The sequence below is a fragment of the Arthrobacter sunyaminii genome (assembly GCF_018866305.1).
Taxonomy (GTDB): domain Bacteria; phylum Actinomycetota; class Actinomycetes; order Actinomycetales; family Micrococcaceae; genus Arthrobacter_B; species Arthrobacter_B sunyaminii.
Genome location: NZ_CP076456.1, coordinates 1,436,323 through 1,449,896, shown reverse-complemented (window position 1 = coordinate 1,449,896; position 13,574 = coordinate 1,436,323). Strand labels below are relative to the sequence as shown.

Here is a 13,574-nt window from a genome sequence, read left to right as displayed (position 1 = left end):
CTGTTCGTGACCCGCCCTGCGCTGCCACACTTAGGCTGACCCCGGAAAACGTGAGTGGCGGATCGGACGGGCCGCCTGCACCCAGATAAGGAAGTAGTAATCATGGACGGAAATCTCTCCCCCTCGGCACCGCCGGCACTGCGCGAGTATTACCGCATCCTGTCCGAGGGGCCGGAGGCCTATGGCGACGGAAGCACCCTGCGCCCTCTATTGTCCGAGCGGCTTGACTTCACCGGCGCCATGGCCGGCCACCGTCCGGATGCCACGGAGAGCTTCCTGCAGGGAGTCAGCGGCTTCATCGCAACTGTGGAAGGCCTCGACATTCTCCGGGAGGTTCACGACGAGTCATCGTCGGCAATACTCTACGACGCCGCAATGCCCGGCGGAAACGTGCGGTTCGCGGAGTTTTTCACCTTCGACGGGGCTGGGCTCATCAATACCCTCCACGTCCACTATGACGGCGCGGACTACCTCGCCAAGGGAGGCCGCTGAGGGCATCGAAACGGCGAAGGGCCCCGCCGAAACCCGGCAGGACCCTTCAGTGCACCACAGCTGTTAGCGCTGGACGGCACCAAACCGCTCGGCAGCCAGCGCGACGGCGGCGGCCCGGGACTCCGACGCCTCATCAGCAGTCAGGGTCCGGTCCGGAGCACGGAAGCGCAGAGCGAAGGCCAGGGACTTGTGCCCCTCTTCAATTCCCTTGCCCGAGTAGACATCGAACAGCGCGATGTCCTCCAGCAGTTCCCCGGCGCCTTCGCGCAAGGTCTCCAAGACAGTCTCGGCGGGAATGGAGGCTTCCACCACCAGTGCCACGTCCTGGGTGGTGGCCGGGAACGAGGAAATCGCACGGGCCACAATCACCTCGGGCGCGGCGTCGAACAGGGCATCGGCGTCGAGCTCCAGCGCCACCGTACGGGCCGGCATGTCACGCGCGGCCAGCAGCTTGGGATGCAGCTCGCCGGCGTAACCAACAGTTTCGCCGCTGCGCAGGGACAGCTTGGCGGTGCGTCCGGGATGGAAGGCCTGATGCTCGCCCTGGCTCACCACCAGTTCCACGCCCAGCACGTCGCCCATCAGGCGGGCGGTATCCACGGCGTCGGCCCAGTCCCAGGCGCGCGGGGTGAAACCGGCGCCGGGCTGTGACTCGTGGCCGGTGAACAGCACGCCAATGTGCAGCGGCTGATCCGGAACGCCTTCATACAGGGAGTCCAGGACTTCCTCCGACGGGCGGACGCCCAGCGGAGGAATGGACGCCGTTCCCAGCTGCTCCCCGGGCAGGAAGACCGACCCGGACTCAAACAGGGCCAGATCGCGGAAACCGCGGGAAAGGTTGCGCTTGGCGACCTCGAAGAGTCCCGGCAGCACCGAGGTGCGCAGGTAGCCAAACTCGGCACTGAGCGGGTTCGCCAGCTTAACCGCGGCCGGCGAGGTGCCGGCGTCGGGCGTTCCGAAGGTGTTGTTGTCCTCTTCCGTGACGAACGGATAGGACAACACCTCTGTCAGTCCGGAAGCAGCCAGAGCCTGCTGCAGGCGGCGGCGCTGCTGCTGGATCCGGGTCAGTCCCCGGCCGGGAGGAGCCGTGGGCAGGGTGGACGGAATGTTCTCGTAGCCCACCAGGCGGATGATTTCCTCGGTAAGGTCCTCGCGCGTCTCCAGGTCGGGGCGCCAGCTTGGCGGCGTCACGGAGTAACCGCCGGCCGTCTTCGCCACTGCGGCACCCAGATCGGTCAGCGTTCCGGTGATCTGGTCCTCGCTGAAGTCGTAACCGATCAGCTTGGAGGCGAAGTCTGCCGGCAGGTCAATGGCCTTGGCCTCCGGGGCCGTGCCGACGTCGGTCACTGATGCGTCGACGGTGCCGCCGGCCAGTTCGGCCAGCAGGTCCACGGCACGCTGCGCGGCAATGTCGGCGATGTTCCAGTCCACGCCGCGCTCAAAACGCTTGGACGCCTCGGACGGCAGGCGGTGCCGGCGGCGGGAGCGGCCAATGCTGACTTCCTCGAAGTGCGCGGCCTCGATCAGGACGTTCTGCGTGGCATCGGACACTTCGGTTTCCGCACCGCCCATCACGCCGGCGATGCCAATGGCACCGGAATCGTCGGTGATGAGCAGATCCTCGGGATCCAGCGTGCGGACCTTCTCATCCAGGGTCTTCAGCGTCTCCCCCGGAGTTGCCCGGCGCACCACGATGTCCCCGGAAAGCTTGTCCAGGTCATAGAAGTGCAGGGGCTGGCCCAGTTCCAGCATCACGTAGTTGGAAATATCCACGATCAGCGAGATTGAGCGCATCCCGGCCAGGCGCAGCCGCGAGGACATCCACGGCGGAGTCGGGCGCGTGGGATCCACGCCGCGGACGGTCCGGGCCACAAAGCGGTCGCAGCCGGCCTTGCCGTAGATGGGAGCCTGGTCTTCCAGCCGCACGCCGTAACCCTTGCCGTCGGCTTCGGGGACGACGACGGCGGCAGCCGGGTCCGTGAACTTCGTTCCGGTGGCGTGGGCGTATTCGCGGGCGGCGCCGCGGATGGAGAACACGTAGCCGCGGTCAGGGGTGACGTTGATTTCTGCGGCCTCGTCATACAGGCCCAGCAGGTCCATGGCGTCGGTGCCGATCTCGGGGTCCAGCCCCAGCCGGGAAAGGACCAGGATGCCGTCGTGGTCATCGCCGATGCCCAGTTCACGCACCGAGGCGATCATGCCGGCGGACACGTGACCGTAGGTCTTGCGCGGGCTGATCCGGAAGTCTCCGGGCAGCACGGCACCGGGAAGGGTCACCACCACTTTGTCACCCACCGTGAAGTTGTGAGCACCGCAAACGATGCCCTGCACTCCGGAGGGGTCAATGCCGTCACCTGTGAGCGTCTGCTCGGCGCCCTCGGGCACCACGCGGACGGTGCACCAGTTGATGGTCTTGCCGTTCTTCTGGGGCTCGGGCTCCATGGAGAGGACCTGGCCCACAACAATGGGGCCGGACAGCTCGTCGGCGGGACGGTGGACGTCCTCTTCCTCCAGGCCTACCTTGACCAGTTCGGCCATGACGTCTTCGGCGGTTGCGTCCGCCGGAACCTGGGCATACTCGCGCAGCCAGGAAAGTGGGATTCTCACTTAGATCTCCATCCCGAAGTGTTCGCTGAAACGTACATCGCCCTCGATCATGTCGCGCATGTCCCCCACTTCGTTGCGGAACATCAGTGCGCGCTCAATACCCATGCCGAAGGCAAAACCTGAATAGACCTCGGGATCAATGCCGGCCGCGCGCAGCACGTTCGGATTGACCATGCCGCAGCCGCCCCACTCGATCCAGCGCGGGCCGCCCTTGGCGCCGGGGTGCCAAATGTCCAGCTCGGCGCTGGGCTCGGTGAAGGGGAAGTAATTCGGGCGCAGGCGCACCTTGGCTTCGTCGCCGAACAGCACGCGGGTGAAGTGCTCCAGCGTACCCACGAGGTCCGCCATGGTGAGGCCCTTGTCGATGGCCAGGCCCTCGAACTGGTGGAACACGGGGGTGTGCGTGGCATCGAGTTCATCCGTGCGGAACACCTTGCCCGGGCACAGGACGTAAATGGGCAGCTCGCGCTCGAGCATGGAGCGGACCTGCACCGGCGAGGTGTGCGTGCGCATCACCAGGTGGGCTTCGGGCGGCTCCACGAAGAACGTGTCCTGCATTTCGCGGGCCGGGTGGTCCGGCTTGAAGTTCAGTGCGTCGAAGTTGAACCACTCGGATTCCACTTCGGGGCCTTCAGCGATTTCCCAGCCCATGCCCACAAATACGTCGATGACGCGGTCCTGCAGGGTGGACAGCGGGTGGCGGCCACCCATGCGGCGGCGGCGCGGAGCTGCGGTGACGTCCACCGCCTCCTCAACCAGGATCCGCGCGTCGCGCTCTGCCTCCAGCTCCACGGTGCGGGCGGCGAGCGCGGCGTTGATGCGTCCGCGGGCGGGGCCCACGAGCTTGCCGGCGGCGGACTTCTGGTCCTTGGGAAGGGAACCGATGGTGCGGTTGGCCAGGCTCAGCGGCGACTTGTCGCCGGCGACGGCGATGCGGACGTCTTTGAGAGCATCCAGATCCGCTGCGGCGGCAATGGCTGCGAGCGCCGCATCGACGGCGGCGGCAACTGCTGCTTCATCCAGCGGGTTGGGGGGTTCGGGGACGGTGTCTGGGGAGTTCGTCCCCGGTATGGAGTTCGACATGTACAGTTCTTACCTATTTCCGGCCCTGTTGATGGACGTTTTGATGGGCTTTGGTTGTATGACAGCAAGCGAAAATGCCCGTAGCTTCCAGTCTAACCAACCCGGCCTGCGAACCGGGGCACGGCTCCCCGGGGTGACGGCTAGATGACATCCCGCCCCGTACCCGTGGGCCGGCGCCGCTCCTACACTGGCAGGGTGAACCTGCGCCAGCTACTGAACATCATCAACCTGACCACACCGGCCGGGCTGCTCCTCGCCCGTGCGGGCCACTGTGCGGTGAAACCCGGGCCGGACGGATTGCTGCTGGCTGGCGGCTGGACCTGGCCGCTTCCAAAGGCTGCCGCCTTCACGGTTGGCAATGTGATCCTGTACCGCCCTCGCGCGGCCCGGCTCTTTTCGCCCGGCCCGGACGGTCCTGCTCCACTGATGCGGCATGAGGCACGGCATGCCAGCCAATATGCGGGCCTCGGGCTGGCCTTCCTCCCCCTGTACTTTGCCGCCGCAGGCCTGTCCGTGCTGCGGACCGGGGATCCTGCGTCGGGCAACGTCTTCGAGCGGCTCGCCGGCCTGGCAGACGGCGGCTACAGCTAACCACCTTCTCGCCATTTAGAACATGTGTTCTAATGGTGGTCATGAGATGGGAAGCGCAGGAACCCAAGGCGGCGGGCTCGCAGGACGCCCTGCTGGCCCTGCAGGGCGTGGTCCGCAGCGTAAAGACCCCGGAATTTGCCGGCATCACTTTCCATGAGGTGATTTCCAAATCAGCACTCAATAAAGTCGGCAAAACTTCAGGCATGCCCTTTGGGTGGACCATCAATCCCTACCGGGGCTGCAGCCACGCCTGCGTCTACTGCTTTGCGCGGAAGACACACACCTACCTTGATTTGGACAGCGGTTTGGATTTCGACAGCCAGCTCGTTGTCAAGACCAACATTGCCGAGGTCCTGCGCCGGGAACTGGCACGTCCGTCCTGGCAGCACGAGCACGTGGCCATGGGGACCAACACCGATCCTTATCAGCGGGCCGAGGGCCGGTATCGGCTGATGCCGGACATTATCAAGGCGCTGGCGGCCTCCGGCACACCGTTTTCCATCCTGACCAAGGGCACCCTGCTGGCCAGGGACATTCCCCTGCTGAAAAGTGCCGGACAGGACACCGAGATTGGCATGGGCATTTCCCTGGCCCTGCTGGATCCGGAGTTGGCGCACCGTGTGGAGCCGGGCACTCCTGCACCCAAAGCACGCCTGGAACTGATCAGCAGGCTCCGCGAGGCAGGGCTTCCCTGTTCCGTCATGGCCATGCCCATCCTGCCCTGGCTGACCGACGGGGATGAGTCCCTTGACGCCCTCTTTGGTGCATTGGCCGCTGCCGGAGCCACCGGAGTTACTGCTGGAGCGCTGCATCTTCGGCCCGGAGCCCGGGAGTGGTTTCTCGCGTTCATTGCCCGTGACTACCCGCATTTGACCGGCAAGTACGCCCGGCTTTACGGTGGCGGAACCTATGCCTCCAAGGAATACCGGCAGTGGCTCGCCGGCCGGGTGCAATTCTTCAAGAAGAAGCACGGCTTCACCTCGCGGGCCCAGTTTCTGCCGTCCCGGAGCAACGCGGGTGCCCGCCCGGAGAAGCCAACCCGCATCATGGGAACGTCCCCGGCCGCTGACGGCCTGGCGCATGCGGGCACGGCTGCCCAAACGCTGTTCTGAGTCTGCCGCTGTTCTGAGTCTGCGCTGTTCTGGGCCTGCTGCTGTTCTGGGCTGCTGCTGTTCTGGGCTGCTGCGCGGTTCTTACCTGTTGCCTTATGGCCGGAGAGCAGTGTCCAGCATGGCTTCGACAATCGGAAGGTCGGCAGGGATCCAGGAAAGAGACTTCAATTCCCGGGGATCAAGGGCCACCCACCGCAGCTCATCGTGATCCTCGAGCGGGGCCGGAATTCCCTCGGTGACCTCGGCAAGCCACACCCGCATGGCAGCCTTCGCGTTCAGCGGCCACCCCTGTATGCCCGGTCCCGGCACCTCGGCGCCGAGCCGAACCCGGACACCGAGCTCTTCATGCAGTTCCCGGTGCAGCCCTTCCTCGCAGGTCTCCCCGGGTTCCACCTTGCCGCCGGGGAATTCCCACATGCCTGCGTACTGTTCGGGTGCGGTGCGCCGGGCGGCCAGCAGTTTCGTGGGGGCAGCCAAGCTGTCCACGAGCGCGGCACCAACAACTTGCTTCAATTCGGAAATAGACACGGAAAGAGTCTACGGGCCGCCCTGGACTAAGCTTGTCCTGACAGCGCTGTTGCGGTGAACCGCCCAGCTCCCGGAGATCACCAACCCGGGGCCCTGCGCGTCCTTCCCCGCATTCTTTGTTTCGGTCCACGCACCCGGGCGCCGTCCATCCGCTCAACCGCATCCTTTCCGAAAGAGTTCCATGTCTCTAGCACCCGCGCTCAATGCCAAGCGGGCTTCCCTTGCCATCTTCGCCCTCGCGGTTGGCGGTTTTGCCATCGGCACCACCGAGTTCGCGATCATGGGCCTGCTGCAGGAAATGGTCACCGATCTGGGCATTTCCGTGCCTGCCGGCGGCCACGTTATTTCTGCTTACGCCCTGGGCGTGGTGGTCGGGGCCCCCGTCCTCGCAGCACTGGGCGCACGCATGCCCCGTAAGAAGCTGGCCGTGGGGCTGATGATGCTCTTTGCCGTCGGAAACCTGTCCTCGTTTTTTGCTCCCGACTACCAGTGGCTCCTGGTCACCCGCTTTGTTTCCGGGCTTCCGCACGGAGCCTTCTTTGGCGTCGCCGCCGTCATCGCCGCCTCACTGGTCGCCCCCACGCGCCGCGCACGGGCCATCTCCATGGTGATGCTCGGCCTGAGCATTGCCAACGTCGTCGGCGTTCCCTTCGCCACCTGGCTGGGACAGCAGGCCGGATGGCGCTGGATGTTCGTCCTCGTGGGATTGATCGGACTGCTCACAGTCATCCTGATGGTGCGCTTCGTACCGCACCAGGCGACCCTTCCCGGCGCCAGTATCCGCCGCGAACTGGGAGCCCTGCGGCGGGTACAGGTGTGGCTGGCCCTGTTGGTGGGCACGGTGGGCTTCGGCGGGTTCTTTGCCGTGTATGCGTATATTTCCCCGACCATGACCCATGTCGCCGGCTTCAGTACCGACCTCCTGCCCCTGATCGTTGGACTCTACGGTCTCGGCAACGTGGTGGGGAACATTGCCGGCGGACGCCTGGCGGACCGCAGCGTCATGCGGAGCATCTACGGGATCCTGGCCGGCACGGTCGTGATTCTGGCCTCGTATGCCTGGCTGGTCCAGTACAAGGCCGGCGCCCTGGCGCTGGTGTTCCTGGTGGGAGCCATCGGCTCCATGCTGGTTCCGCCGCTGCAGACGCGCCTGCTGGATGTGTCCCCCGACGCGCAGTCCCTGGCGTCATCCCTGACCCACTCCGCATTGAACATGGCCAACGCCCTCGGCGCGCTGCTGGGCGGACTCGTCATTGCCTGGGGCTGGGGCTACCGCTCCCCCGCCGTCGTCGGTGCCGTCCTGGCCCTGATGGGACTGGGCATCGCCCTGATCAGCGGCCGGCTGGACCGGAAGGATCCCCGGCAGCCTGCTGTGGCTGAGGCTGCACGTACACATCCGGTTCCAGATAAATCACCCGCGCAATAGGAACTGCCTCCCGGATCCGACTTTCGGCTCCGTTAATGGCTTCGGCGATGTGCTCACCCGTTTCACACTTGTCCACGGAAATTTTCGCGGCTACCAGCAGTTCCTCGGGGCCCAGGTGCAGGGTCTTGAGGTGAATGATCCGGGTTCCGTCCGCGGTGATGGCCTCTTCGATGCGGCGAACGTCGCTTGCGGTGGCCGATTCACCCAGCAGCAGTGATTTGGTTTCCACTGCCAGCACTGCCGCGATGGCCACGAGCAAAAGTCCGATCATGGCTGTTCCGGCGGCATCCCAGACACCGTTTCCGGTGACGAGGGTCAGGCTCACGCCGAACAGTGCAAAGAGCAGTCCCAGCAGTGCACCGAAGTCCTCGAGCAGCACCACGGGAAGTTCCGGAGCCTTTGCGGTGCGGACAAAGTCGATCCAGGACTTCTTGCCGCGGGTCCGGTTGGATTCGCGCATGGCTGTCCGGAAGGAGAAACCCTCTGCCAGGATCGCACCCACCAAAACCGCCAGCGGCACCCACCACCACTGTCCCTCGATCGGATGCGGGTCCTGCCACTTGGAGTACGCCTCATATAGGGCAAACAGGCCACCCACACTGAACAGGACTATGGAGACGATGAATGCGTAGATATACCGCTCGCGGCCGTAGCCGAAAGGATGTTCCGGGCTGGCCTGGCGGGCGGCACGCTTGCCGCCCACCAGAAGGAGAACCTGGTTGCCGGAATCCGCCACCGAGTGAATTGCTTCGGCGAGCATCGAGGAGGAGCGCGTCAGGGCAAACGCAAGGAACTTCAGGAACGCAATGACGAGGTTGGCGGACAGTGCCGCAACCACCGCCTTATTACCGCCGCTGGCAGACATGATGGAAACCCGCTTCGCAAGTATGCTCTCCCCGCTCTCCGGGGATTTGTCCTGCGGCTACTTTAGCGGTTAGCAAGGGTGCTTATCAGTTGCGGACGGCCGCAGCGGGGCTCGAGTCACACAATGGATTCAGGCAGTGGTTCAGCGGTTTTGCGCACGCGCCGAAGCGTACAGGCAAACGGTGGCCGCGGTTCCCACGTTCAGGCTTTCGGCCCGCCCGTAGACGGGAACGGCCACGCGGTAATCGGCGTCGGCAAGCTGACCCTCGGACAGGCCCTGGGCCTCATTGCCAAACAGCCAGGCCGTGGAGTTTTCCAGGCGGGGCTGAGCTGGGTCCGCAGAAGCCGCGGAAGCGCCGTCGTCGGGCCCGGCCTGCTGGGGAGCCAGACAGCGGAGGGCGCTTTCGTCCTGCAGCCGGTCAAGGTCCACGCTGCCGTAGCCATCCGCTGCCAAAACGGTCAGGCCGTGGGCGCGGAAGGCTGACATGAGGAAATCGAATTCCACGCCGGTAACCACCGGCAGGTGAAACAGGGAGCCGGCAGTGGAACGCACGGCTTTGGGGTTGTGGATATCCACGCTTGAGGCCGTCAGCACCACGGCGTCGGCACCGGCGGAATCAGCGGCGCGGAGGATTGTTCCGGCGTTTCCGGGGTCGCGGACTTCACACAAAACGGCAATCAGCCGGGCTCCGGAGGCCAGTACTTCATCCAGGTCGTAGTCCTGGATGCGGCACACGGCCACGATGCCCTGCGGGGAGATGGTGGTGGCCATCGCGCCGATGACTTCATCCGTAGCCAGGCGCAGCGACACGTCACCGGCCAGATCCGCCAGTTCGGGCAGCCGGTCAAGGCACGTCTGGGTGGCGAAGACTTCCAGCACGACGCCGGCGCCGCCGCTTTCGACGTCGACCCGGTGGGACAGCAGCGCCTCGCGGACGGCCTGCGGTCCTTCGGCGACAAAGCGGCCCGTCTTTAAACGCGCTGGGCGCCCGGCCAGCTTCGCAACATCCCTGACCCGATCTGCTCGGGGGTTGGACATTAACGGAGCCGGCGGGCGCCCATCGATACTCATGATCGGCTAATAACCGATTTCTAGCCCTGGAACTTCTGGCGGGATTCTCCGCCAGCAGGCTCCAGGCCGGCAGCCTTAGCTGCTTCCACGGAGTTGAACCAGTACTCAGCAACGGTCTGCTCGTACCAGGTGGAACCCGGAACGTGGTACTTGCCGGAGCCCAGGTTGCCCTTGATGACAAAGCCCTCGGGAGCGTCGCCCTCGGAAGCCTTGAAGCCACCCTGAGCGTCGGCAACAGCAGCGGCCGGCTTGGCAGCCTTGGCCGGAGCGGCCTTGGCAGCGGGAGCCGGAGCAGCGGCAACGGCCGGAGCCGAGGTGTCGGACGGCAGAGCGTTCTTGGCGATCTGGACCAGCGTGGCGAACGCGGCGGCGTCGTTGACGGCCAGTTCGGCCAGCATGCGGCGGTCAACCTGGATCTCAGCGGCCTTCAGGCCCTGGATCAGACGGTTGTAGGTCAGGCCGTTGGCGCGGGATGCAGCATTGATGCGCTGGATCCACAGGCGGCGGAAGTCACCCTTGCGCTTGCGGCGGTCGCCGTAGCTGTACACAAACGAGTGCAGCAGCTGCTCTTTGGCCTTGCGGACCAGGCGTGAACGCTGTCCGCGGTAACCCTTGGCGCGCTCGAGAATAACCCGGCGCTTCTTGTGGGCGTTTACCGCCCGCTTCACACGTGCCACGTGCGTACTCCTTCAGATAAATCTTCCGTGCACCGCGAGGTGCTCTTGCCTGGTACTCAGGCCCGGAAAAGCTTGGTGGGGTGACGGCGGCCCGGACGGGCCGCCTGTCGAGGGGGAAAGACTAGATGCCCAGCATCTTCTTGATGACCTTGGCATCTGCCGGGGCAACAAGCTTGTCACTGGCGAGGCGGCGCGTCAGCGTGGACGGCTTGTGCTCGAGGTAGTGGCGGCGGTTGGCCTGCTGGCGCTTGAGCTTGCCGGTTCCGGTCAGCTTGAAGCGCTTCTTGGCGCCACTGTGGGTCTTCATCTTCGGCATGACTACCGATCTCCTTTAGGTTTCCGCGGGCCTGGACCCGCGGGGCTTTGGGCACCTTTACAGATGCCAGGGGTTGTTACTGGACGCCGGGACGTCCTGCAGGAAAAGCTGAGACTTACTCGGCAGTTCCGGGCTTGTTCTGGCTTGCTGCACCCCGTGAAGGAGCAGCCTTGCCAGCAGGTTTGGGCGCAGCAGCCGGCTTGGGCCGGGCAGCGGGCTTCGGTGCAGGCTTCATTGCCGTGGGCTTGGGCACTGCGGCCGGCTTCGGGGCGGCTGCAGGCTTAGCTTCAGCGGGTGCAGCCGGAGCTGCCGGCGTTTCAGCGGCCGGCTGCGGAGCCGGAGCCTTGGCAGCCTGAGCTGCGCGGCGTGCGTCGGATGCGGCCTTCTCGGCTGCTGCCTGTGCCCGCTTCTCGGCCATTTCCTTGTCAGCTTTTTCCTTCTCTGCGCGCGCCTTATCGGCCTCCGCAGCGGAGGAACCCAGCCGCAGGCCGTCCGGCAGAAGATCTGCCAGGCTCTGCGTCAGGGGCGCCTTGTTCTCGGCGGAAGTATCCACCCGAGCAGGAGCCTCGCCGTTCTTGGCGGCCTCGTTGGCTGCCTTGGCGTCAGCGCGCTGCGTTGCACGGCGTGCTTCGGCCTTGGCCTCGGCCTTGTTCTTCAGCGGGCCGATAACCATGACCATATTGCGGCCGTCGATGCGCGGAGTGGACTCAACCACACCCACCTCGGCGACGTCGGCTGCGAACTTGTTCAGCAGCTTCATGCCCATTTCCGGACGCTGCTGTTCGCGGCCGCGGAACTGGATCATGGCCTTGACCTTGTCACCTGCTGCAAGGAAGCGCATGGCATGCCCGCGCTTGGTTTCGTAGTCGTGGGTGTCAATCTTCAGACGGAACCGGATTTCCTTCAGGACGGTGTTCGTCTGGTTCTTGCGTGCCTCACGGGCCTTGACGGCGGCTTCGTACTTGTACTTGCCGAAGTCCATTAGTTTGCACACCGGAGGCTTAGCCTGCGGTGCCACCTCAACAAGATCCAGGTCGGATTCGGCAGCGAGACGCAGGGCGTCTTCGATACGGACAACCCCAACTTGCTCTCCAGCCGGTCCTACCAGCCGCACCTCAGGGACGCGGATTCGATCATTGATTCTTGGCTCGCTAATGTTGCAGCTCCTGTTTTATTCAAAACGGCTACCGCCTGCAACTGAAGAAGGCCCCCAATTGCACGCGCAATCGGAGGCCTCGAGGGGTCGGCGGGTGCCGCATCAGCAGCAACCTCCCGGGTTGGTTGGCCAGGCAATGCCTGGCCCCCACCGGGGGCCGACCATACCCGGCAACTCTGCTTCTGCACAGGCGCCCTAGGGCACGTGGACTGAAGATTCAGGCTGACGCGGGTGGGAGGAGTCTCCGCTTGCATACTGGCTGATGTGAAACTCTCAACATCCGCTCGGTGAAGGGCGGTGCCTGCAAAAGGCGCTGAAAGTAACGACAACCAGTCGGTCTGTGACAAGCTTACCAGTATGAGTACCCCACAGAGCAACCCGGCGGGCGAGCACACCCGCCATTCTTTCCCCGGAACCACGGAAGAGGTGCACGCCCCGTCCGCTGAAGAGCAGGAAGTGGCGGCCCAGATGCGCGATATCGCCGAGGTTCCCGCTATCGAAGTTATCACCACCGCTGCCGTTCACCTGATGAGCGCTGCGGCCGTCAAGTGCGGTTTGGCCGACGGCGAGGACGCCGAGGAGCTGAAGGACCTGGATGAGGCCCGCAAGCTGATTACGGCCCTGGCCGGTTTCGTGACTGCGGCCGCACCTGAGATTGGCAGCCAGCATGCCGGACCGTTGCGTGACGGACTGCGTTCGCTCCAGCTGGCTTTCCGCGAGGCCTCCGAAATTCAGGACGCTCCGGGCAAGGGCCCGGGCGAGAAGTTCACCGGTCCCGTCAACTAGTTCCTCCGTTTTCCCCTGAGCCCGGTGGGCCCGCCGTTTCCGGCAGGCCCGCCGGGCTTTTCTGTGCCCGTGCCCGTTGAGTAACCTGAACGGGACGTTCATTGGGACGCATAACGGGAGGCGGTGACGCGCAATGGCCGGCGGCGGTGCGGCAGGTTACCGGAAGCGATTGGAACAGGCGGCACGGCTCAAAGCCGCCGGAACAGCCGAAGCAGCCGGATACAAGCTGCCCGAGGGCCTGGGCGCCTCGGAATCCGGGGAAGCACTCGAGAGACGCCGGAAGTTCAGTGAGGCACAGAAGGCGGATTACCTCATCAGGGACGCCATGGGGCGCGGCGAGTTCGACAATCTGCAGTACGCCGGCAAGCCGATTCCCGGCCTTGATGATCCCGACCCGGATTGGTGGATCAAGCGGCTGATCAAACGCGAGAACATCAGCGGGCTGGGGCCGCCGGCTCTGCTGCTGCGCGTGGAGGACGAGAAATTCGAGGAGCGGCTGGATCAGCTGCCGTCCGAACGCGAGGTGCGCGACGCCGTAGAGGACTTCAACGTCCGCGTCATCGAGGCACGCCGCCAGTTGCAGGGCGGGCCTCCCGTCATCACCAAGCTCCGGAACGTTGACGAAGAGGTGCTCGGCTGGCGGGCACGGCGCGGACTGCGCGCAGGCTCGGCCGAGGAGGGCCCCGTAGCCCGATTTATAGAACCCGGCGGAAGCGGAGTCGCGGGCCAGGCGCAGCAGCCCGGCTTCCGCGGCTGGATGCACCGTATGGGCGGACGGTTGCGCGGCCGGTTGCGCGGCCCGCAGGGCAATGCCTGACCTCTGAACGCACCGGTACGGGCACGGCTGGATTCGCTCAAGCCGGC

Annotated in this window: 14 protein-coding genes; 6 read left to right on the top strand and 8 right to left on the bottom strand. The window is 65.1% G+C overall.

Features of this window, described 5'->3' with window-relative positions; translation table 11 throughout:
* Positions 1–102: 102 nt before the first annotated feature.
* Positions 103–492, top strand: coding sequence for a hypothetical protein (locus tag KG104_RS06385; RefSeq protein ID WP_207347593.1), 390 nt, complete (start codon positions 103–105; stop codon positions 490–492).
* 63 nt (positions 493–555) lie between these two features.
* Here KG104_RS06385 and pheT read toward each other — a convergent pair whose 3' ends face one another.
* Both pheT and pheS read right to left on the bottom strand, forming a co-directional pair.
* On the bottom strand, positions 556–3,099 hold the full coding sequence (gene pheT / locus KG104_RS06380) for a phenylalanine--tRNA ligase subunit beta (RefSeq protein WP_207347592.1): 2,544 nt from the start codon (positions 3,097–3,099) through the stop codon (positions 556–558).
* Positions 3,100–4,182: a phenylalanine--tRNA ligase subunit alpha gene (gene pheS, locus KG104_RS06375; protein ID WP_104161870.1), complete on the bottom strand. Its 1,083-nt coding sequence runs from the start codon at positions 4,180–4,182 to the stop codon at positions 3,100–3,102.
* Between the two features lie 195 nt (positions 4,183–4,377).
* Here pheS and KG104_RS06370 point away from each other — a divergent pair, with 195 nt between their 5' ends.
* Together KG104_RS06370 and KG104_RS06365 are read left to right on the top strand one after the other, a co-directional pair.
* A complete protein-coding gene (locus tag KG104_RS06370) occupies positions 4,378–4,773 on the top strand; it encodes a hypothetical protein (protein WP_307858996.1) in 396 nt (131 codons plus the stop codon).
* A gap of 41 nt (positions 4,774–4,814) precedes the next feature.
* Positions 4,815–5,885 (top strand): Rv2578c family radical SAM protein, encoded by a 1,071-nt coding sequence (locus KG104_RS06365; RefSeq protein ID WP_207347590.1) that lies wholly within the window; start codon positions 4,815–4,817, stop codon positions 5,883–5,885.
* A gap of 93 nt (positions 5,886–5,978) precedes the next feature.
* On the opposite strand, the gene KG104_RS06360 is transcribed toward KG104_RS06365, so the two are convergent.
* Positions 5,979–6,407, bottom strand: coding sequence for a (deoxy)nucleoside triphosphate pyrophosphohydrolase (locus KG104_RS06360; protein WP_104055598.1), 429 nt, complete (start codon positions 6,405–6,407; stop codon positions 5,979–5,981).
* Between the two features lie 187 nt (positions 6,408–6,594).
* Between KG104_RS06360 and KG104_RS06355 the strand changes: the two genes are divergently transcribed.
* Positions 6,595–7,839, top strand: a complete 1,245-nt coding sequence (locus KG104_RS06355) for an MFS transporter (protein ID WP_207347589.1) — start codon at positions 6,595–6,597, stop codon at positions 7,837–7,839.
* Here KG104_RS06355 and KG104_RS06350 read toward each other — a convergent pair.
* The 5 genes from KG104_RS06350 to infC form a co-directional block, all read right to left on the bottom strand.
* On the bottom strand, positions 7,745–8,704 hold the full coding sequence (locus KG104_RS06350) for a cation diffusion facilitator family transporter (protein ID WP_207347588.1): 960 nt from the start codon (positions 8,702–8,704) through the stop codon (positions 7,745–7,747). The genes KG104_RS06355 and KG104_RS06350 overlap by 95 nt on opposite strands.
* Before the next feature lie 141 nt (positions 8,705–8,845).
* Positions 8,846–9,775, bottom strand: coding sequence for a TrmH family RNA methyltransferase (locus KG104_RS06345; RefSeq protein WP_207347587.1), 930 nt, complete (start codon positions 9,773–9,775; stop codon positions 8,846–8,848).
* Positions 9,776–9,795: 20 nt separating this feature from the next.
* On the bottom strand, positions 9,796–10,452 hold the full coding sequence (gene rplT / locus KG104_RS06340; RefSeq protein ID WP_104055428.1) for a 50S ribosomal protein L20, sunset domain variant: 657 nt from the start codon (positions 10,450–10,452) through the stop codon (positions 9,796–9,798).
* Positions 10,453–10,573: 121 nt separating this feature from the next.
* Entirely contained in the window at positions 10,574–10,768 is a 195-nt protein-coding gene (gene rpmI / locus KG104_RS06335; RefSeq protein WP_104055427.1) for a 50S ribosomal protein L35, read from the bottom strand.
* Positions 10,769–10,883: 115 nt separating this feature from the next.
* Positions 10,884–11,882 (bottom strand): translation initiation factor IF-3, encoded by a 999-nt coding sequence (gene infC, locus KG104_RS06330; protein ID WP_237688682.1) that lies wholly within the window; start codon positions 11,880–11,882, stop codon positions 10,884–10,886.
* A 399-nt stretch (positions 11,883–12,281) separates the two neighbouring features.
* On the opposite strand from infC, the gene KG104_RS06325 reads away from it, so the two are divergent.
* Together KG104_RS06325 and KG104_RS06320 are read left to right on the top strand one after the other, a co-directional pair.
* Positions 12,282–12,710 (top strand): DUF1844 domain-containing protein, encoded by a 429-nt coding sequence (locus KG104_RS06325; protein WP_104055425.1) that lies wholly within the window; start codon positions 12,282–12,284, stop codon positions 12,708–12,710.
* Between the two features lie 133 nt (positions 12,711–12,843).
* A complete protein-coding gene (locus KG104_RS06320) occupies positions 12,844–13,527 on the top strand; it encodes a DnaJ family domain-containing protein (RefSeq protein ID WP_207347586.1) in 684 nt (227 codons plus the stop codon).
* Positions 13,528–13,574: the final 47 nt, after the last annotated feature.